Below are 20,298 nucleotides of genomic sequence, written 5' to 3'. Positions count from 1 at the left end.
CGATGGCGCGCGCAAGCGAGATGCTGACCGTTCGCTCCGGCGACGTGAAACTGGCCGTCTACGTCAGCGGCCCGCGACGCGCGCCGCCGCTGATCCTCGTGCACGGCTATCCCGATTCCGCGGCCGTATGGGCGCCGGTGCGCGCGCGGCTCGCGACGCGCTACCGCGTGATCGCCTATGACGTGCGCGGCGCAGGCGCGTCCGATGCGCCGCGCCGGCGCGCGGACTACGCGCTCGCACGACTCGCCAACGATCTGCAAGCCGTCGCCGCCGCGACCTGCGGCGACCGGCCGTTCCATCTGGTCGGACACGACTGGGGCTCGATCCAGTGCTGGGAAGCCGTCACGGATCCGGCGTGGCGCGGCCGCATCGCGTCGTATACGTCGATCTCCGGGCCATGCCTCGATCACGTGTTCCGCGCGAAGATGCGGCTCGAGCAAAGCCTGAAATCGTGGTACATCGCGTTCTTTCATCTGCCGGTCGTGCCGTCGCTGGTGTGGCGGCTCGGCGGCGGCGCACTGTGGCCGCGCTGGCTGCAGTTGACCGAACGCGTGCGGCCCGCGCGTGATCCCGCGCAGTTGAAGAATGCGCTGAACGGCTTGCAGCTGTATCGCGCGAACTTCATCGCCACGGCGCGACGGCCGCGCGAGCGATATGCGCAGGCGCCCGTGCAGATTCTCGTGCCGGTGCGCGATCGCTACGTGACGCCCGAGATGTCGGTCGGTCTCGATCGCTGGCTCGCAGAGTACGTGCGCGAGGAGATTGACGGCGCACACTGGGTCGTGCTGCGCAATCCGGATCTGATCGCGGCGCGGATCGATCGATTCGCGACCATGCATGAAAGGCACGCGGTCACGGTCGCATAAGCGGGCGCAGGGGCGCACCGGCGGACGATGAGCGGTAGCGGCAATTCAGTGCCGCCAGGCGTGTCGTAATCGGCCACGTCTGCGCCCGACGACAAATTCCCGGTATCCGGAATACCCCGTTCCGAAGCGGCGGTTGGTGTCCTATGCTCGCGGCTCGCCCTGTTCGTCCGCTGCCATGCCTACCGCCCATTCAGCCAGCCCGTCGACCGCCCTGCGCATTCTGCTGCGCAGCACCGGGCAGATCGTGCTGCAGGCCAACGCGTTCACGGGAGCCATGCTGATCGCCGCGCTCGCGCTGACCGACTTGCGGCTCGCGTGCGCGGCGCTGCTCGGGGCGGCCGTCGCGAACCTGACGGCGGCGCTGAGCGGCGCCGCGCATTGCGACGTCGAACAGGGCCGGCACGGCTTCAACGGCGCGCTGGCCACGCTGGCGGCCGTTTCGTTTGCGCCTGCTCCGCTCGCGGCGCTCGCGCTCGCGCCGTCGGCCGCGCTCGGCGCAGCGCTCGTGCAGCGTGCGCTGCGCACGCCGCTCGCCAAATGGCGGCAGTGCCCGTATTCAGGCCCGTACATCGCGGTCACCGCGCTGTGGATGCCGCTTGTCGCGGTGCAACACCCGATCGACGCCGCGACGAGCGCGACGCTGACGCCTGCGTCGATCGCGTGCGCACTGTCGTCCGGTATCGCGCAGACCACCTTCGCGCAAGGCGCATGGCCCGCCGCGCTGATCGTCGCCGGCATCGCGGCCGCATCGCGCCGCGCAGCGGCGTTCGCGCTCGGCGGCGCGATCGTGTCGAGCGTGCTGCTGGTCGCGTTCGGCGCCAGCGGCGCGGCGTTCGACGCCGGCCAGCTCGGCGTCAACGGCGCACTCGCGGCGCTCGCGCTGATGTCGCGCGGCACCCGCACGGCGCTCGCCGCAGCCGCGCTCGCCGCGTTGCTCCAGTGGCTCGCGATGCGTGCGGGCCTCGTCGCGCTCACCGCGCCGTTCGCGCTCGCATCGTGGGTCACGGTGGCCGTCGCGCGACGCTTATCCCTCGGTGAAACCGATATCGTCGTTCGCACGCCGTCCTGACGCCGTGATGCGTGGCGGCCCGCTCTCGGCTGCCGGGCGCCGGCTGCAAGCGGCGCTCGCTGGACATCGCGCTCACCGACATGAAAAAGGACAACCGCGCGACGGCCGGCAAGCTGTCGAGCGACGCGCGCTGACAGTCGCCGCGCGGCCGCGCGACCCTATCGGCCGGCACGCAGCATGCGGCGCTCTGCGCAGGCCACCGTTGTGCGTCCGCACATTGCGCGGTGACGCGATCGGCACACCAATCGGCGCATAATGCCGAACACACCCGCAGCAGCCGATGGCCACCCGTCCAGGAGACCGCCATGGAAGCGAAGAACGAGGAAGTGGTCGCACATCTGCTCTCCGACGTCGTCGAATTCGCGCGCGCCCGCCTGCCCGAAGCCACGTTCCGGATCGTCGAGCCGTTCCTGCGCCACTACTACGATTTCGTCGACGCCGACGATCTGCAGAACCGCAGCATCGCCGATCTCTACGGCGCCGCGATGGCGCACTGGCAGACCGCGCAGAAATTCGTCCCTGGCAGCGAGCGGTTACGCGTCTACAACCCGATCCTCGAACAGCACGGCTGGCATTCCGATCACACGGTGATCGAGATCGTCAACGACGACATGCCGTTTCTGGTCGACTCGGTGACGATGGCGGTGAACCGCCTCGGCCTCGCACTGCACTCGGCGCTGCACCCGGTGTTCCGCATCTGGCGCGGCGGCAACGGCGCGATCGAGCGCGTGGACGCCGGCGGCGCGACGCCCGGCGACGGCAGCTCGCAGCTCGCGTCGTTCATCCATTTCGAGGTGGATCGCTGCGGCGACGCGACGCTGCTCGAGACGCTGCGCAACGACATCGCGCGCGTGCTCGGCGACGTGCGCGCGTCGGTCGAGGACTGGCCGAAGATCGTCGACATCGCCCGCGCGACGATCAAGGACATGAAGGCGCGCGAATCGAGCGCGGAAGACCTCGAGGCGCGCGCGTTCGTCGAGTGGATGGTCGCCGATCACTTCACCTTCCTCGGCCAGCGCGACTACGCGCTCGTGGCCGACGGCAACGGCTTCGCGCTGCGCGGCGTCGAAGGCTCGGGCTTCGGCCTGCTGCGCGAATCGCTGCGCCCGCCCGGCGCAACCGACGTGACGCCGCTGCCGCCGGCCGCCGCCGAGATCATCACCGGCGCGTGGCCGATCTTCGTGACGAAGGCGAATTCGCGCGCGACGGTCCACCGCCCCGGCTATCTCGACTACGTCGGCGTGAAGCTGGTCGGCGCTGACGGCAAGGTCAGCGGCGAGCGCCGCTTCATCGGCCTCTACACGTCGACCGCCTATTTCGGTTCGTACGCCGACATCCCGATCGTGCGGCGCAAATGCGCGAACATCGTCCAGCGCGCGGGCTTCCTGCCGAACGGGCATCTCGGCAAGTCGCTCGTGACCGTGCTCGAGACCTATCCGCGCGACGAACTGTTCCAGGCCGACGAAGACGAGCTCTACGACATCGCGCTCGGCATCCTGCGACTGCAGGAACATCAGCGCACGCGCCTGTTCGTGCGGCGCGACCGCTTCGACCGCTTCGTGTCCTGTCTCGCGTTCGTGCCGCGCGACAAGTACAACACGGACCTGCGGCGCCGCATCGCGAAGCTGCTCGTCAACGCGTACAACGGCGTGAACGTCGAGTTCACGCCGCTGCTGTCGGAATCGGCGATCGCGCGGATTCACTTCGTCGTCCATGCCGAACCGGGCACGATGCCGGACGTCGACACGCGCGAGCTCGAAACGCGGCTCGTGCAGGTCACGCGCCGCTGGCAGGACGACCTCGCGGATGCGCTGCTCGACGCGTTCGGCGAAGAGCAAGGCAACCGGCTGCTGCAGCGCTATGCGGACTCGTTCCCGGCCGGCTATCGCGACGACTATCCGGCGCGCACCGCCGTGCGCGACATCGAGCTGATCGAGCGCGTGAAGGCGTCCGGCCGGCTCGCGATGAACCTGTACCGGCCGATCGAGGCCGGCGCGCGCGCGTTCCGCTTCAAGGTGTATCGCGCGGGCGACCCGATCGCGCTGTCGCGCAGCCTGCCGATGCTCGAGCATCTCGGCGTGCGCGTCGACGAGGAGCGCCCGTACCGGATCCACACGCAGGACGGCGCGCATGCGTGGGTGCACGACTTCGGCCTCGAGCTCGCCGACGAGACCGAGTTGGACATCGAGCGCGTGAAGGATCTGTTCGAGGACGCGTTCGACCGCATCTGGAGCGGCCGGATCGAGAACGACGACTTCAACCGCCTCGTGCTGCGCGCGCATCTGAGCGCGCGCGAAGTGACGATCCTGCGCGCGTACGCGAAATACCTGCGTCAGGTCGGCTCGACGTTCAGCGACGCGTACATCGAGCGCGCGCTGACCGGCAACCCGGCGCTCGCCCGCCAGCTCGTCGAGCTGTTCCTGCTGCGCTTCGACCCGGCGACCGGCGGCACGCGCGAGGTGCAGGTCGAGCGCATGCTGAAGGCAATCGAGACGGCGCTGGACCAGGTGCCGAACCTCGACGAAGACCGCATCCTGCGCCAGTTCCTCGGCGTGATCAACGCGACCGAGCGCACCAACTACTTCCAGCACGACGGCGACGGCGAAGCGAAGCCCTACCTGTCGTTCAAGTTCAACCCCGCGAAGGTGCCCGGCCTGCCGGAGCCGAAGCCGATGTTCGAGATCTGGGTGTACTCGCCGCGCGTCGAGGGCGTGCATCTGCGCGGCGGGCGCGTCGCGCGCGGCGGCCTGCGCTGGTCCGATCGGCGCGAGGACTTCCGCACCGAGGTGCTCGGGCTGATGAAGGCGCAGATGGTGAAGAACGTCGTGATCGTGCCGGTCGGCTCGAAAGGCGGCTTCGTCGTCAAGAATCCGCCGCCGCCGACGGATCGCGAAGCATGGCTGCGCGAAGGCATCGCGTGCTACCAGACGTTCCTGCGCGGGCTGCTCGACCTGACCGACAATCTCGCCGGCAACGCGATCGTGCCGCCGCCCGACGTGGTGCGGCACGATCCCGACGATCCGTATCTCGTCGTCGCGGCCGACAAGGGCACGGCCACCTTCTCCGACTATGCGAACGCGATCTCGCACGAATACGGCTTCTGGCTGGACGACGCGTTCGCGTCCGGCGGCTCGGTCGGTTACGACCACAAGAAGATGGCGATCACCGCGCGCGGCGCGTGGGAGTCGGTGAAGCGGCATTTCCGCGAGATGGGCGTCGACACGCAGGCGACCGACTTCACCGTGGTCGGCATCGGCGACATGTCGGGCGACGTGTTCGGCAACGGCATGCTGCTGTCGCCGCATATCCGGCTCGTCGCCGCGTTCGATCACCGGCACGTGTTCCTCGATCCGGATCCCGATCCGGCGGCGAGCTTCGCGCAACGCCAGCGGATGTTCGCGCTCGAGCGTTCGAGCTGGGCCGACTACGACGCGTCGACGATCTCGGCGGGCGGCGGCATCTACCCGCGCACCGCGAAGACGATCACGCTGTCGCCCGCCGTGCAGGCGGCGCTCGGCATCGACGCGCACGCGCTGCCGCCGACCGAGCTGATCCGCGCGATCCTGCAGGCGCCGGTCGACCTGCTGTACAACGGCGGGATCGGCACCTACGTGAAGGCGACCCACGAGACGCACCAGCAGGTCGGCGACCGCGCGAACGACGCGGTGCGCGTGAACGGCGCGGAGCTGCGCTGCAAGGTGGTCGGCGAAGGCGGCAACCTCGGCTGCACGCAGCTCGGCCGCATCGAGTTCGCGCAGCGCGGCGGGCGCATCAACACCGACGCGATCGACAACTCGGCCGGCGTCGATTGCTCGGATCACGAGGTCAACATCAAGATCCTGCTCGGGCTCGTGGTCGGCGACGGCGAAATGACCGACAAGCAGCGCAACGCGCTGCTCGCGGAAATGACCGACGAAGTCGGGCTGCTGGTGCTGCGCGACAACTACTACCAGACGCAGGCGCTGTCGATCGCGGGCCGCTACGGCGTCGAGCTGCTCGACGCCGAGGCGCGGCTGATGCGCTGGCTGGAGCGCGCGGGCCGGCTGAACCGCGTGATCGAATTCCTGCCGACCGACGACGAGATCGCCGAACGCCACGCGGCGAAACAGGGGCTGACGTCGCCCGAGCGCGCGGTGCTGCTCGCGTACAGCAAGATGTGGCTGTACGACGCGCTGCTCGAGTCGGACGTGCCCGAGGATCCGCTCGTCGCCGCGATGCTGGTCGACTATTTCCCGAAGCCGCTGCAGCAGCGCTTCAGCGAGCCGATGCAGCGCCACCCGCTGCGCCGCGAGATTCTCGCGACGCATCTCACCAACGCGCTCGTCAACCGGGTCGGCTGCGCGTTCGTGCACCGGCTGATGGAGGAAACCGACGCGAAGCCGGGCGACATCGTGCGCGCGTGCATCATGGCGCGCGACGTGTTCGATCTCGATGCGGTGTGGCGCGACATCGACGCGCTCGACAACCGCGTCGCCGACGACGTGCAGGCGCGCATGTTCGTCGACGTCGCGCGGCTGCTCGAACGCGCGGCGCTGTGGTTCCTGCGGCACCTGCAGTCGGGCGCGGTGGCCGACGGCAGCGTGGCCGGGCTGATCGCGCGCTGCCGCGACGCGGTGCAGCGCATCGCGCCGCAATTGCCGTCGCTGCTGCCGGCGAGCGACCTCGACGCGCTGTCGGAGCGGCAACGCGTGCTGGTCGACGCGGGCGTCGACGGCACGCTCGCCGCCCGCGTCGCGAGCGGCGACATCTCGGCCGCGCTGCTCGACATCGCCGAAGTGGCGGCCACCTGCGAGCGCAGTCTCGAACTGGTCGCGGGCGTGTACTTCTCGCTCGGCACGCTGCTGAACTACGGCTGGATCGCCGAACGGGCCGCCACGTTGCCCACACCGACGCATTGGGACATGCTCGCGCGCGCCGCCGCGCTGGCCGAGATCGCGCGGCTCAAGCGCACGCTCGCGACCAGCGCGCTCGCCGAATCGGCCGACTCGACGGCACCCGAGACGATCGTCCACGCATGGCGCGAGCGGCGCGACGCCGCGCTGCAGCGCTACGACCACCTGCTCGCCGATCTGCGGGCGTCGGGCGGCGCGAGCCTCGCGGTGCTGCTCGTCGTCGTGCGCGAGATCGCGGTGCTCGAACGCGCGTGACGGGCGGCAACGCGACGGGCGTCAGACCGTTGCGACGAGCAGCTCTTCGGCGTTGTTCGGCGGCCGCAGGCCGTCGGCACGGCCGGCGAAATAGCGGCGCGCGAGCGCGTCGGCCGACACGTGCTCGGCGCGCGCGAAGCCGGCGGCCGTCGCGAGCGCACGGATTTCGTCCGGCATGAAGAAGCTGATGAACGGCGTGCCGCTCGCGCGCGCGCCCTGCTCGGCCATCTCGAGCCCCGGCCGCACGTCCGGGTCCGCATGCTCGAGCGGCAGCAGGAACGTCATCGCGAACGTCGTGCCCGGCGCGAGCGACGCGACTTCGCGCAACGCCGCCGCGTTCGCTTCGCGCGTCAGGTACATGCTGACGCCGGTGGACACCACGACCGCCGGCTTGCCCCCGTCGAAACCGGCGCGCACCAGCGCGTCGCGCCACGACTGCTTCGCCTCGAAGTCGACCGGCACGAAGCGCAGCCAGTCCGGCACGCCGAAACCGAGCTCGACGAGCCGGCGGCGCTTCCACGCTTGCGGCGCGGGCGGATCGACTTCGAAGACGGTCACGCGCGACGCCATCTCCGGCCGGCGCTGCACGAAGCTGTCGAGGCCTGCGCCGAGGATCACGTACTGGCTCACGCCCTGCGCGGCCTGCTCGACGACGAGGTCTTCGATGAAGCGCGCCCGCGCGACGATCGACGCGCGAAACGGCCGCGTGAACTGCGGGTCCATGTCGCCGCGCTGCTGCCAGCCGGGCGCCGGCGCGAGCAGGCGCAAGCCGATTTCGTCGGCGAGCACGTGCGGCGGCGCGTCGAGTTCGACGTGCAGCGCGCGCCACAGCGCGACGCGCGCGGCGGTGCTGTCGGGTGCTGCTTCGCAATCGCTCATCGCCGTCCCCTCACGCGGCCGGCTGGCGCGGCGCCGGCAAGCGAGATGCTGTGATCGGTCTCGAATTCCAGCGTGAACGCCGGCGCCTGGAAGAACTTCGCCGACTTGCCCCAGTTGTGCGTGGTGAGATACGCCGCTTCGATTCGCTCGGACGACACGTCATTCCTCCTCGGCAGGCGGCCGCCCCGACTGCGGCGCGGCCAGATAGGCGCGCAATGCGTCGGCCACCAGCGCGGACAACGACTGCTGCGCTTCGATGGCCCGGAACTTGCCCTGCCGGATCAGGCTGAGCGGCAGGTACACGTTGAACTGCTTCCCTTCTTCGTCGTTCGTGATTGCCAGCGTGCTAGCAAAATAGCAAAAGTCAAACGCCGAGGCGCGGCCCCACGGCCGCGCAATCCGCGTTCAGATGTTGCCGGCCCGCGCGGCGACCCGCGCGAACAGCGCGTCGAGATCGAAGCCGGCGGTGTCGATGCCGATCGTGTCGCGCAGGCACGCGCCCCACGCGGCCGCGTCGTCGAACGTGACGGTGCGCCCGGCGCCGGCCGCGTCGCGCAGCGTCAGCACGGTGTTGAACAGCGCCGCGCGGCCGGTCGGCAGCACGCGGCACGCGATCAGGTCGTTCACGAAGATCGATTCGGGATAGGTCGACGTGAACCAGTTCGCGGCGTCGTAATCGATCCACTCGGCCGGCTTCAGCGAAAAGCGGTAGGTGGTTTGCCAGCCGTCGGGAATCTCGAACTGCATGTCGAACTCGCCGTCGACCGGTGCGTCGACGACGCGAAACGCGCCGTGCGGCGTCAGCTGCCGCTCGCCCGGCGCGAAGCGCAGCGGCGCGGTGAGCGTCGCGCTGCCGAAGCCGATGTCGGCGAGCCACGCCGCGCCGTCCAGATCGATGCGCAGCAGCATGTGCGTCTGCGCGGTGACGGCCTCGGGCGGCCGCATCCAGCGCACGCGCGCGATCAGCGGCGTGACGCGAAAGCCGAGCGTCGTGAGCGCCGTGTAGAACAGCTTGTTCAGTTCGAAGCAATAGCCGCCGCGGCGGCGCGCGACGACCTTGGCGACGATCGCCGGCACGTCGAGCGCGACGCGCGCGCCGGTCAGCGGATTGAGGTTTTCGAACGGGATCGCCTGCGGATGCAGCAGATGCAGGCGGCGCAGCACGTCGAGCGTCGGCTCGGCCGGGCCGTCGTAGCCGATGCGGGCGAAGTAGCGCGAAAGGTCGAACGAGTCAGTCATGAAGCGGCACCGGAAGCGGAGAACACGTCACGATAGCATCGCGCGAAATCCCCGGGTTGCACGGGGCCATCGCGCGCAGCGGCGGCGCGCGCCGCCGGCGTTACGGCAGCAGCTTCAGCGCGGAAGACGCCACCGGCGGCACCGAAATGCCCTGGCTCGTCGCGAACTGCACGGCCTGGCTGAGCGTCGACGCGAGCGACTGCAACTGGCTCGGCGCGCTCTGCGCGATATACGACGCGGCCTGCATGTTTTGCGGATCGAGCCCGGCCTGCAGCAGCGATGCGGCGCTGGTCGAACCGAGGCCGTTCAGCCCCGACTGCAATTGCGAATATTGCGTGAGGCCCTGGCCGAGCGACGCGAGGCCGTTGCTGAACGCCTGCTTGTCGACCGCGCCATGCGTCGCGCCGCCGCTCGCGAACGCCTGCCCGAGCGCCTGCGACACCGACTGCTGCGCGCCGCCCATCTGCGACAGCACGGCCGGCGTCAGCGCATTGCCGCCGCCCAGCAGGCTGGCGGCCTGTTGCGCTTGGCCGGCCGCACCGGTGAGCCCCATCGCCGACGCGAGCGACGACTGGCCGGCCAGCACCTGCTGGTTCGCGCCGAGGTAGGCCTGCATCAGCTGCGCAATGCCGCCCTGCGAAGGCGCGGCCTGCTGCTGACCGCCGCCGAGCAGCGCCGAGCCGATCGACTGAAGGTCGAGCTGCGCATCGGCGTGACCGTTCATGCCGAGCAGCATGCCGAATGCGATGCCGGCCGCTGCCAGCTGCTTGCCCGTCGCGCGAATGTGCTTCATCAGTTTCCCTCGTGCCGAATGATTGAGGCCGATATTGTCGAAGCGCGTCGCGCGCCGCCGCAACGACTGAAACACATCGAAACGAAATCGCGCGCGGCAATCGCTTGCAATTGCGCCGCGCGTGCCGTTGGTCGCGCGCATTCGTCGGCAGCGGCTGCGCGATGGGTCGCTACCGCCCGAATTCGTTCCTCACGCGCATCAATATCGCGGGTCGGCGGCTCTTCACGAGACGATCGCGCCGCGCGCACTACGCACCCACTACGCGGCCATCCAGCCGGGCAGCCGCCGGCCGACCCAGTCGGCCGCCTGCTCGTAGCCGCGCGCGAGCTGCAGCACCGCGAGATCCGCGCGCGGCCGGCCGATCAGTTGCATCCCCATCGGCAATCCATCGTCGTTGAAACCGACCGGCACGCTGATCACCGGACAGCCGGCCAGCGTCCACGGCACGACCGTTTCCATCCAGCGGTGATAGGTGTCCATCGGGCGGCCCGCGATTGCCTGCGGCCAGCGCAGCTCGACGTCGAACGGGAACACCTGCGCGCTGGGCGCCGCGATGAAGTCGTAGCGATCGAAGAAGCGCAGCACGGCCTGATGCCACGCGGTGCGCTCGACGCTCGCGTCGAACACGGCCGCGCCGCCCATCGCAAGCAGCCCTTCGACCTCGTAGATCGCCTCGGGCTTGAGCAGCGCACGCCGCGCCGGGTCGCGATAGTGCGCGAGCAGCCCGCCGCCTGCGAGCAGATGCCGATGCGCGAGCCACAGCCGCCAGATGCGCTCCGGCGCGAAGGCCGGCAGCGCGGCATCGACGTCGCAGCCGATCTCGCGCAGCGTCGCGAGACCCTGTTCGCACTGCGCGAGCACGCCGGGCTCGGTCGCGAGATAGCCGTCCCAGTCGCCGACCCACGCGATGCGCCGGCCGCGCAGATCCGTGTCCAGCGGCGTCGCGAACACCAACGGCTGCTCCGCGAGCGACAGTGGATCGTTCGCGTCGTAGCCGGCCTGGATCGCCAGCAGTTGCGCGACGTCGCCGACCGTGCGGCCCATCGGCCCTTCGGTGCCGAGCTGCTGCATGAACACGTCGACGGCGGGCCAGCGCGGCACGCGGCCCTGCGACGGGCGCATGCCGTAGACGTTGCAGAATGCCGCAGGATTGCGCAGCGAGCCGCCGAAGTCGCTGCCGTCGGCCACCGGCAGCATGCGCGCCGCGAGCGCCGCGGCCGAGCCGCCGCTGCTGCCGCCGGCGCTGCGCGTCAGGTCGTACGGATTGCGCGTCGCGCCATGGACGTCGTTGAACGTGTGCGAGCCGAGGCCGAACTCCGGCGTGTTGGTCTTGCCGATGAAGATCGCGCCGGCCGCCCGCATGCGGCCGACGCCGATCGAATCGGCCTGCGGCACGTGATCGCGGAAGATCGGCGAGCCGTAGGTCGTGCGCAGCCCCTTCGTCATCGCGAGATCCTTCGGCGCCTGCGGCATCCCGTGCAGCCAGCCGTGGTATTCGCCACGGGCCAGCGCCGCGTCCTTTTCCGCGGCTTCGGCGAGCAAGGTCGCGCGATCGCGCAGCGAAATCAGCGCGTTCACCGCACCGTTCACCCGCTCGATGTGATCGAGATATGCACGCATCGTCTCGACGCACGAGACCGCCTTGCGGCGGATCGCCGACGCGAGCTCGCCGGCCGACAGGCGCACCAGCGGATCGACGGGGATGGAGGCGGGAGCGAGATACGGGGCGCGGTGCGGCATGCGGGTTCTCCTGGGATCGGGATGGGCCGAGGGCCGCGCGATGGCGGCGCTCCGTTCCGGACAGCCGGAATGGAGGCGCGCTGCGGCCGACGCTCAACTGTACGCGACTCGTCGCGGGTTGCCCGACGCGTGAGTGGCTACGGCTCATGGCGTGCCGCATCGATACGGTGCCCGTCGGAGATCGCGTTTCAGACGGCATGCGTCTCGGCCATGACCGCATGGCCGGCCGGGCTATCCGACGCCGGGCAAGCGATCCTGCCCATCGCGCGTCCGACGCCTGCGCGCGCTCGCTGCGACCGAACCGTCATCGATCCGGCGCCCCACACCGTTTCGAGCGCGGCCGGGTTGGCGCGCCCCGCCCCCGGCCGACGCATCGGCTACTTCTGCGTGGGCTGCTCGTGGTCCAGCGTCGCGAACAGTTGATCGAAACGCGCCTTCGCCTCGCGCGGCTGCGCGACGCTGCGCGCCGCGGCCTCGTTGGTCGGGTGTCCCACCACGATCAAGCCGACCATCCCCAACATGTAATGCGGGATGCAGCGATAGCCATAGACGCCCGGTTTGTCGAACTTCACGGTCAGATCTTCGCTGATCTTTCCGGAAAAGGCCCCGGCTCCGGCCGGCGCCATGCCGGGAATGCTTTCGACGCCATGCCCGCTGTCCGCGGCAACAAAATGCACGCTGTCGCCCACGTCGATGTGGACGAGGGCCGGCTCGAAGCCCCGTTGACCGTCCGACGCGCGGTTCAACATCCGAACCTCGACATCGGCCGCATGCGCGCCCATCGATACCAGTAGCCCCGCACCTGCGATCAGGCGCAGCCATCCGATTTTCCTCATTTCGCCCTCCGATGGACCGGCCGCGGAATCGCTTCCGCGGCCGGTCCGATCACGGTATTAGATGCGCTTCAGATCGAAGCGATCGAGGTTCATGACCTTGGTCCACGCAGCGACGAAGTCGCGCACGAACTTCTCGTGCGCATCGTCCGATGCATAGACTTCGGCGACGGCGCGCAGCTCGGAACTGGACCCGAACACCAGATCGACCGGACTTGCCGTCCACCTGAGCGCACCCGTCTTGCGATCGCGCCCTTCGTAAGTCCCGTCGGCGCTCGGCGACTTCTTCCATTCGGTCGACATGTCCAGCAGATTCACGAAGAACTCGTTGCTCAGCGTGCCGGGATGATTCGTCAGGACGCCCAGCTTCGAATGGCCCGTGTTCGCGTCGAGCGCGCGCAGGCCGCCCACCAGCACCGTCATCTCCGGCACGGTCAGATCCAGCTTGCTCGCGCGGTCCACCAGCAATTCGGCCGGCGAGCGCTCATTGCCCTTCTGGTAGTAGTTGCGGAACCCATCGGCGGTCGGCTCGAGCACGGCGAACGACGCGACATCCGTCTGCGCCTGCGTCGCATCCACGCGTCCCGGCGCAAACGGCACGGTGATGTCGTAACCGGCCTTGCGGGCCGCATCCTCGACGGCGGCGCTGCCGCCCAGCACGATCAGGTCGGCGAGCGACACCTGCTTGCCGTCCGTTCTGCCCTTGTTGAAGCCGGACTGGATGGCTTCCAGCGACTTCAGCACTTTCGCCACGCTCGCCGGATCGTTCACGGCCCAGCCGTTCTCGGGCGCGAGACGGATGCGCGCGCCATTGGCGCCGCCTCGGTAGTCGGTGCCGCGGAACGACGCCGCCGATGCCCACGCGGTCTTGATCAGCTCCGACTTCGGCAGCCCCGATGCCAGGATTCGGCTCTTCAGATCCGCAATGTCGGCAGCGCCGATCGTCTGGTAGCCGGCGACGGGCAGCGGGTCCTGCCAGATCAGGTCGACCTTGGGCACGTCCTTGCCCAGATAGCGCGCCTTCGGCCCGAGGTCGCGATGCGTCAGCTTGAACCAGGCCTTGGCGAAGGCCAGCTTGAATTCGTCGGGATGCTCCTCGAAGCGCTTCGCGATCTTGCTGTACGCGGGATCGACCTTCAGTGCGATATCGGTCGTGAACATCATCAACGGATGAAGTTTCGACGGATCGTGTGCGTCCGGCACGATGTTCTGCGCATCCTTCGGCATCCACTGGTGCGCACCGGCCGGGCTCTTCGTCAGCACCCAGTCGTGGCCGAGCAGGTTGTCGAGGTACTGCATCGTGAAATGCACCGGATCGACCGACCACGCGCCTTCGAGGCCGCTGGTGATCGTGTCGGCGCCCTTGCCGGTGCCGCACTTGTTGGCCCAGCCGAGACCTTGCGCTTCGACGCCCGCGCCGGCAGGCGCCACGCCGACGCATTTGTCCGGGGAAGCCGCGCCATGCGCCTTGCCGAACGTGTGGCCGCCGGCGATCAGGGCAAGGGTTTCCTCGTCGTTCATCGCCATGCGGCCGAAGGCTTCGCGAATGTCCTGCGCCGCCGCAACGGGATCAGGATTGCCATTCGGACCTTCCGGATTGACGTAAATCAAACCCATTTGGGTCGCAGCGAGCGGCTTTTCGAGTTTGCCGTTCTTGTCGCGGTTATTCGACATGAATTTCGGTCCCGCGCCCCAATAAACCAGATCCGATTGCCAATCGTCTTCACGGCCGCCGCCGAATCCGAAGGTTTGAAAACCCATGGATTCGAGCGCAACATTGCCCGTCAGAACCATCAGGTCGCCCCACGAAATATTCTGGCCATATTTCTTCTTGACCGGCCACAACAAACGGCGAGCTTTATCGAGATTTGCATTATCCGGCCAGCTATTCAGCGGTTCGAATCGCTGCTGTGCGCCGCCGGCGCCGCCGCGGCCGTCGTAGGTGCGATAGGTGCCGGCTCCATGCCAGGCCATGCGGATGAAGAACGGACCATAGTTGCCGTAGTCCGCGGGCCACCAGTCTTGCGAGGTCGTGAGCGTCGTCCGAATGTCCTTCTTCACGGCCTCGATATCGAGCTTCTGGAATGCCTGCGCGTAGTCGAAATCCTTGCCGTACGGATTCGACTCGACATCGTGCTGACGTAGCGGCGAAAGATCGAGCGTCTCCGGCCACCAGAAGCCATTCGCGCGCGGCGCTCCGTCCGCGCGGGCAGAAATGGAACCGGCGCTCATCGCGATAACGGCGACCGCAGCCAGCACCGATTTTGCGATACGATTTCTTTGCATATGACCTCTCCACAATTGAACGTAATGTTGGAATGCGGGAGGATTGTGATCTTGTAGGGAATTCGTCGGCCAATCGGTAGTATTTATTCCTTCAATTGATCCAGACTATGACGGCGATTCGAATTCGGTCGAATAAAATAAGTCAATCGAATCCATCAAATCGCGTCGCCGGTAGTGCGCGCAATTCAATCAACGTTCGGAAGGGTTTCGAATTGGACGCCGGCGTGGGCCACGATGCGAGTCATCACGAATCGGATGCGAGGAACCGGCTCGATGATTTCGTGGATCGGCAGAGTCATTAGCGTTTGAGCCGTACAGGCGTCATCCCCGCTGTCGATAGAGGCGGCAGCATGGAGTAGCCGTGGAAATTCGCGAAGTTGCACGTCGCGGCTCGAAGCCGTCGTTGCTATCGGCGTTGCAAAGCGCCCGCGCACGGTGACGCGCGGGTGATCTCGAACGCGGCGACCGACCAGCCGATACGGCAGCTTCAATTGCGCATGGACGACTCGCAGCCCTGAGTGAGGCGCGCCGAACCGTTCATGCGACGAATGTCGGTGCGCAGCGATGCTCGGCGCACGCAGTACCCCGCCTCGACGAAGCGCCGGACTGACGTACCGACCGCCCGCCACGTCACTGAAATCCCCGTCCCGCGCCGCGATCAGTGAAAACGTTTATGCGCATAAACTTAAATTTCTTATATCTCTAATAAGAGCGGCAAGCCGGCCGGCGTTGACGACATTTTTACGCGGCCGGCCGCTTTCTTTAGCGCGTGCCTTCCTGGCGCGCGCTACGCTGCAACCGTCACCACTTCCGGGCGCTCGCCATGCTCAAGCTTCTGGTTCCGATCGGTCATTCGCCCCGCTCGCTGCACGCGGTGCGCCACGCGGCCTTTCTGTATCGCGAACGTTGTGCGTCGGAAATCGTGCTGATCAATGTGCAGCCGCCGCTCGAAGCGACACGGCTGGAGGCGTTTCACCCGCTGTCGCGGTTGCGCTCGATCGAGGACAGGTTTGCGTGCGACGATCTGGCGATGGCCGAGCGCGTGCTGCGCGAAGCCGGCGCCAGATATAGCGTGGTGAAGAAGGTCGGGCCGGTGGCCGACACGATCGCGGCCGCAGCGGCCGAGACGGGCTGCGACGAGATCGTCGTGGTCGCGCCGCGGCACGACCCGATTCATGCCCTGCTGTCGATGTTTCGCCGCAGCGTGATGAGCCGGCTGGTCCGGATCTCGAACGTGCCGGTGACGGCCGTCCGATAAGCCGCTGAAGAGAACTGTGCCGGCAGCATCGGTGCGCGGCGCAACGAATCGGTCGTGGACCGGATTCGGCGGGTCTTTCGATTCAAGTCGGCGCGGCGATGCGCCGTGACGGACGCGATGCCGTACCGCACCGTCTACACCGCTGCGCTGCGCCTGAGTATGCGTGCGCGCAGCGCCGGCGTGCTTACTTGATGACCTTGCGGACGAACAGCAGATAGGTTGCCAATGAAGACGCGCCCAGCAGGATGACCCACAACGGCGCCATGCTGATCAGTACGGAAGAGACGTTTAGCATTTGGATTCCTCACCATTTCGATAGCGGTGTGCAACGAATGACCGCAGTGCCCGGAGCGGAGCCGCTGCGCGGTCACATGCCCGCGCATCGTGTTCCACAAACATGCATTCATGCTATCGCTTTGAACGCGCGCGCGACCGTCAGCCCGCGCGCGCATCCTGATATTGGTCAAACTCGCGTCACTCGCGCCGCTGCCGGGACGATCGCGCCCGATTGCGCTGCCGGTGAAAAAAGGACACGACCGATTCCGGCCAGCCGTTTCCGCAGACGTTAACCGGGGGAAGCCCCAAGTGCGGCGCGAGCCGTGCCCGCGTTACGCTCGGGCAACGAGGAGACGAATCATGAGACGAGTCGTGCACATCGCTTTTTTTGCGCTGCTGGCATACCTGATCGGCGATCGCGCGCTGCTGCACGCGCAAGGCCGCGACGCCACGCCGAGTGCATGCTCGCAGCGCGCCGAGCAGGTGAAATACGACGCGCTCAGCCGCGGCTTCGGCGCCGCGGCTGCCGGCAGCCAAAGCGAGGCGTTCATGTCGGGATGCCTCGTGAGCGGGCGCGCCGATATGGATGCGACGACCGCGTCCCGTTGACGTTCGGTGCGCGGCGTCCGCTGCGGCTCTCGCGCGGACTTCGGTAGCGATCGGCGCTTTTCGTCGGCTTGCGGCTTGCGGCTTGCGGCTTGCGGCTTCGGGCTTGCGGCTTCGGGCTTGCGGCTTCGGGCTTCTGGCTTCGGGCTTCGGGCTTCGGGCTTCGGGCTTCGGGCTTCGGGCTTCGGGCTTCGGGCTTCGGGCTTCGGGCTTCGGGCTTCGGGCTTCGGGCTTCCGGCTTCCGGCTTCCGGCTTCCGGCTTCCGGCTTTCGGCTTTCGGCTTTCGGCTTCCGCGGCTTGCGACTGATGGAGCCGACACCCACATCGCGGTGATACTCGCCCCACTACCCTACTGCGCCCGACGCGGTCGATAGACACGCACGCCGCATCCCTCGGCCGACACGGCCGCCGCTGCCGTTCCGCGCCGCAACCAACGCCCGCGACGCTCACAACACGACGGCCACGCGCCTCCGCCGCGCCGCGTCCCCGATCCCCATCGTTTGTTGTCGACAGCCCACCGCATCGCTCGTCCCGAGCCCCTCGCAGCGACCGCGTACCCCAGGTACACCGATTGCTCCCCGATCGCCATATCCCCACGGGCCGCCAACCTACATGAACGACAACAACTCACTCGATTCCGCCCAAACTCGTCCGCATCGCGGCTCGTGGCTGCGTCGCCTCGGCCCCGGTCTCGTCACCGGCGCCGCCGACGACGACCCTTCCGGCATCGGCACCTACTCGCAGGCCGGCGCGCAATTCGGCCTCGAACTGCTGTGGTCGCTGCTGCTCACCTATCCGCTGATGACGGCCATCCAGCTCGTCAGCGCGCGCATCGGTCGCGTGACGGGCAAGGGGCTCGCCTCGAACATGCGCGCCCACTATCCGCCGTGGCTGCTCTACGCCACCGTGGTGCTGCTGATCGTCGCGAACGTGATCAACATCGCGGCCGACCTCGCGGCGATGGGCGCAGCCGTCAATCTGCTGCTGCACGGTCCGCAGGAACTCTATGTCGTCTTCCTCGGCGCGTTGTCGGCCCTGCTGCAGATCTTCGTGCCGTACGACCGCTATGCGCGCCTGCTCAAATGGACCGCGTTGGCGCTGCTCGCGTATGTCGCAGTCGCGCTGATCGTGCCGGTCGATTGGGGTGAAGTCGGCCGCGCGCTCGTGCGGCCGCGGTTCCAGTTGACCGCGGCGTACCTGACCACGGTCGTCGCCGTGCTCGGCACGACGATCAGCCCTTACCTGTTCTTCTGGCAGGCATCGCAGGAAGTCGAGGAATTGCGCGCGAAACCGAACCAGAAGTCGTTGCGGCGGGCGCCGCATCAGGCCCCCGCGCAACTGCAACGAATCAACTTCGACACCTGGGTCGGCATGGGCGTATCGAACGTCATCGCATTCTTCATCACGCTCACGGCCGCGGCCACGCTGAACCGCCATCACATCGCCGTGAAGACCTCGGCGGACGCCGCGCGCGCGCTCGAACCGATTGCCGGCCACTTCGCGTACATCCTGTTCGCGCTCGGGATCATCGGCACGGGCCTGCTGGCGCTGCCCGTACTCGCCGGATCGGCCGCCTACGCGGCCGCAGGCACGTTCCGCTGGCGCAACAGTCTCGCGCTGAAGGTCGGTGTCGCGCCCGAGTTCTATGCGGTGATCGCGTTGGCGATCATCGGCGGCGTCGCGATCACGTTCATGCATTTCGATCCGATCCGCGCGCTCTACTGGAGCGCGGTCATCAACGGCGTGACCGCCGTGCCGATCATGATCGTGATGATGTTGATGGCGCGCAGCCGACGCATCATGGGCGAGTTCGCGGTCCGCGGCGTGCTGGCCTGGGGCGGCTGGATCGCGACGGCCGCGATGGCGATCGCCGCCACCGGCGTGTTCGTGCCGGGCTGAGCCGCAAGGCCGATCCCGGCGCGCTCGGCGGACGTCTCGTGCGCCGACCTGCCTGCCGACAGGCCGGCGCCGTGTGGAAGAAGGAGGAAGCATCGTGGCGAAACAAAGCGCAGCATCCGCGCGGCTGCCCGCGAGCGACGAACGCGCGCGCACTCTCGAGCGCCCGCGCAGCCGCAAGATGGCGCGCTCGATCCACACGTACACGCGCGGCAGCGCCGAACGCTTCTACGCGTGGCTGGCCGACCATCGAACCGGCACGTTGCCCGACGGCCCCGCGGTGTGGATCTGCGGCGACTGCCATCTCGGCAACCTCGGGCCAGTCGCGGCGAAGACGGGCGAAGTCGCCGTGCAGATACGCGACCTCGACCAGAGCGTGATCGGCAATCCGGTGCACGACCTGCTGCGGCTCGGCTTCTCGCTGGCGTCCGCGGCGCGCAGCTCGGATCTGCCCGGCGTCATCACATGGCGCATGATGGAAGCGCTGATCGACGGCTATGCGCTCGCGTTCGATCCGCGGCGTCGCGACGAACTCGCCCGAACGAAGCGCCCGACCGCAGTGAAAGTAGCGATGCAGGCGGCGCTGCACCGATCGTGGCGCAAGCTCGAGCGGCAGACGCTGCGCAAACGCGCCCCGCACATTCCGCTCGGCAAGCGCTTCTGGCCACTGTCCGAAGCCGAGCGGCGCGCCATTCACGTGCTGTTCGAATCGGCTCCGGTGTCTCCGGTCAGCGCCGCGCTCAGTCATGCGGCTTGCGCCAACGCGCGCATGACGGTGCTCGACGCCGCCTACTGGGTCAAGGGATGCAGCTCGCTCGGCCGGCGCCGCTTCGCGGTGATGCTCGAGATCGACGACGGGTGTCCCGATGAGCGCCGCCCCTATCTGATCGACATCAAGGAGGCCACCACGGCCGACGCGCCGAAACAGAGAGGCATACGCATGCCGCAGGATGCCGCGCAGCGCGTGCTCGAAGGCGCGCGGCACGTGTCGCCGATGCTCGGAAGTCGCATGTGCGCGGCGCGCCTCGACGGGCGCCCGGTCGTCATGCGCGAATTGATGCCGCAGGATCTGAAGCTGGACGCCGAACGCCTGTCGGAAGCGGACGCGATCGACGCGGCGCGATATCTTGCGCGCGTGGTCGGACACGCACATGCGATACAGATGGACGACGCGACGCAACGGGCATGGCGTAACGAGTTGCGGAGCAGGCGTCCGAAGACGGTCGACGCACCGTCCTGGCTGTGGCGAAGCAACATCGAATTGATGGCCGCGCATGAGCAGGCGTATCTGGAACATTGCCGTCGCCATGTGCTGCGGAGGACGGGGCGCTGAATCGTGGCCGCGGGATCACGCGATGCGCGGTGTAGCACGGTGCCGCTTCGAGCCGCGCCATGTCGTGTCGTGCCGCT

16 protein-coding genes are annotated in these 20,298 nt (G+C 68.1%); 8 read left to right on the top strand and 8 right to left on the bottom strand.

The window, feature by feature from the left end; all coding sequences use genetic code 11:
• Positions 1-2: 2 nt before the first annotated feature.
• The 4 genes from AK36_RS03590 (at position 3) to AK36_RS03580 (ending at position 7,082) form a co-directional block, all read left to right on the top strand.
• Positions 3-866 (top strand): alpha/beta fold hydrolase, encoded by an 864-nt coding sequence (locus AK36_RS03590; RefSeq protein ID WP_045577875.1) that lies wholly within the window; start codon positions 3-5, stop codon positions 864-866.
• Between the two features lie 175 nt (positions 867-1,041).
• The gene (locus AK36_RS03585; RefSeq protein ID WP_045577874.1) at positions 1,042-1,935 is read left to right on the top strand and encodes an urea transporter; all 894 of its coding nucleotides are present in this window, start codon (positions 1,042-1,044) and stop codon (positions 1,933-1,935) included.
• 11 nt (positions 1,936-1,946) lie between these two features.
• Entirely contained in the window at positions 1,947-2,069 is a 123-nt protein-coding gene (locus tag AK36_RS34540; protein WP_257786195.1) for a tautomerase family protein, read from the top strand.
• A 171-nt stretch (positions 2,070-2,240) separates the two neighbouring features.
• On the top strand, positions 2,241-7,082 hold the full coding sequence (locus AK36_RS03580) for an NAD-glutamate dehydrogenase (protein ID WP_045577873.1): 4,842 nt from the start codon (positions 2,241-2,243) through the stop codon (positions 7,080-7,082).
• Between the two features lie 21 nt (positions 7,083-7,103).
• On the opposite strand, the gene AK36_RS03575 is transcribed toward AK36_RS03580, so the two are convergent.
• From AK36_RS03575 to katG, 8 genes are all read right to left on the bottom strand, one after another.
• Complete coding sequence (locus AK36_RS03575; RefSeq protein WP_045577872.1) at positions 7,104-7,961, bottom strand: class I SAM-dependent methyltransferase; 858 nt, start codon at positions 7,959-7,961, stop codon at positions 7,104-7,106.
• The gene (locus AK36_RS33885; RefSeq protein ID WP_167343720.1) at positions 7,958-8,119 is read right to left on the bottom strand and encodes a hypothetical protein; all 162 of its coding nucleotides are present in this window, start codon (positions 8,117-8,119) and stop codon (positions 7,958-7,960) included. Before AK36_RS33885 ends, AK36_RS03575 begins: the two co-directional genes overlap by 4 nt.
• A gap of 1 nt (position 8,120) precedes the next feature.
• Positions 8,121-8,264, bottom strand: a complete 144-nt coding sequence (locus tag AK36_RS33655; protein WP_158348939.1) for a hypothetical protein — start codon at positions 8,262-8,264, stop codon at positions 8,121-8,123.
• 102 nt (positions 8,265-8,366) lie between these two features.
• On the bottom strand, positions 8,367-9,200 hold the full coding sequence (locus AK36_RS03570; RefSeq protein WP_014725258.1) for an arylamine N-acetyltransferase family protein: 834 nt from the start codon (positions 9,198-9,200) through the stop codon (positions 8,367-8,369).
• A 100-nt stretch (positions 9,201-9,300) separates the two neighbouring features.
• Positions 9,301-9,993, bottom strand: a complete 693-nt coding sequence (locus tag AK36_RS03565; protein WP_045578411.1) for a hypothetical protein — start codon at positions 9,991-9,993, stop codon at positions 9,301-9,303.
• A gap of 258 nt (positions 9,994-10,251) precedes the next feature.
• Positions 10,252-11,733, bottom strand: coding sequence for an amidase (locus AK36_RS03560; protein WP_014725260.1), 1,482 nt, complete (start codon positions 11,731-11,733; stop codon positions 10,252-10,254).
• Positions 11,734-12,110: 377 nt separating this feature from the next.
• Positions 12,111-12,569: a pseudoazurin gene (locus AK36_RS03555; protein ID WP_011882485.1), complete on the bottom strand. Its 459-nt coding sequence runs from the start codon at positions 12,567-12,569 to the stop codon at positions 12,111-12,113.
• A 57-nt stretch (positions 12,570-12,626) separates the two neighbouring features.
• A complete protein-coding gene (gene katG, locus AK36_RS03550) occupies positions 12,627-14,852 on the bottom strand; it encodes a catalase/peroxidase HPI (RefSeq protein ID WP_045577871.1) in 2,226 nt (741 codons plus the stop codon).
• Positions 14,853-15,675: 823 nt separating this feature from the next.
• Between katG and AK36_RS03545 the strand changes: the two genes are divergently transcribed.
• From AK36_RS03545 to AK36_RS03530, 4 genes are all read left to right on the top strand, one after another.
• Positions 15,676-16,110 (top strand): universal stress protein, encoded by a 435-nt coding sequence (locus AK36_RS03545; protein ID WP_014725264.1) that lies wholly within the window; start codon positions 15,676-15,678, stop codon positions 16,108-16,110.
• Between the two features lie 636 nt (positions 16,111-16,746).
• Positions 16,747-16,995, top strand: a complete 249-nt coding sequence (locus tag AK36_RS03540) for a hypothetical protein (protein ID WP_014725266.1) — start codon at positions 16,747-16,749, stop codon at positions 16,993-16,995.
• 609 nt (positions 16,996-17,604) lie between these two features.
• Positions 17,605-18,891: an Nramp family divalent metal transporter gene (locus AK36_RS03535; protein WP_011882491.1), complete on the top strand. Its 1,287-nt coding sequence runs from the start codon at positions 17,605-17,607 to the stop codon at positions 18,889-18,891.
• 94 nt (positions 18,892-18,985) lie between these two features.
• Positions 18,986-20,221, top strand: coding sequence for a DUF2252 family protein (locus AK36_RS03530; protein ID WP_045577870.1), 1,236 nt, complete (start codon positions 18,986-18,988; stop codon positions 20,219-20,221).
• The last annotated feature ends 77 nt before the right edge of the window (positions 20,222-20,298 follow it).

Source organism: Burkholderia vietnamiensis LMG 10929, assembly GCF_000959445.1.
In the GTDB taxonomy this organism is placed as follows: domain Bacteria; phylum Pseudomonadota; class Gammaproteobacteria; order Burkholderiales; family Burkholderiaceae; genus Burkholderia; species Burkholderia vietnamiensis.
Note: the sequence above shows the minus strand (reverse complement) of the source record. Positions and strands in the feature narration are given on the sequence as shown.

Bases quoted from the DNA above. Each gene is read 5' to 3' on its own strand.
- AK36_RS03565 (WP_045578411.1), bottom strand. From the start codon at position 9,993: ATGAAGCACATTCGCGCGACGGGCAAGCAGCTGGCAGCGGCCGGCATC.
- AK36_RS03590 (WP_045577875.1), top strand. From the start codon at position 3: ATGGCGCGCGCAAGCGAGATGCTGACCGTTCGCTCCGGCGACGTGAAA.
- AK36_RS03560 (WP_014725260.1), bottom strand. From the start codon at position 11,733: ATGCCGCACCGCGCCCCGTATCTCGCTCCCGCCTCCATCCCCGTCGAT.
- AK36_RS03545 (WP_014725264.1), top strand. From the start codon at position 15,676: ATGCTCAAGCTTCTGGTTCCGATCGGTCATTCGCCCCGCTCGCTGCAC.
- AK36_RS03555 (WP_011882485.1), bottom strand. From the start codon at position 12,569: ATGAGGAAAATCGGATGGCTGCGCCTGATCGCAGGTGCGGGGCTACTG.
- AK36_RS03585 (WP_045577874.1), top strand. From the start codon at position 1,042: ATGCCTACCGCCCATTCAGCCAGCCCGTCGACCGCCCTGCGCATTCTG.
- AK36_RS03580 (WP_045577873.1), top strand. From the start codon at position 2,241: ATGGAAGCGAAGAACGAGGAAGTGGTCGCACATCTGCTCTCCGACGTC.
- katG (WP_045577871.1), bottom strand. From the start codon at position 14,852: ATGCAAAGAAATCGTATCGCAAAATCGGTGCTGGCTGCGGTCGCCGTT.
- AK36_RS03575 (WP_045577872.1), bottom strand. From the start codon at position 7,961: ATGAGCGATTGCGAAGCAGCACCCGACAGCACCGCCGCGCGCGTCGCG.
- AK36_RS03540 (WP_014725266.1), top strand. From the start codon at position 16,747: ATGAGACGAGTCGTGCACATCGCTTTTTTTGCGCTGCTGGCATACCTG.
- AK36_RS03535 (WP_011882491.1), top strand. From the start codon at position 17,605: ATGAACGACAACAACTCACTCGATTCCGCCCAAACTCGTCCGCATCGC.
- AK36_RS03570 (WP_014725258.1), bottom strand. From the start codon at position 9,200: ATGACTGACTCGTTCGACCTTTCGCGCTACTTCGCCCGCATCGGCTAC.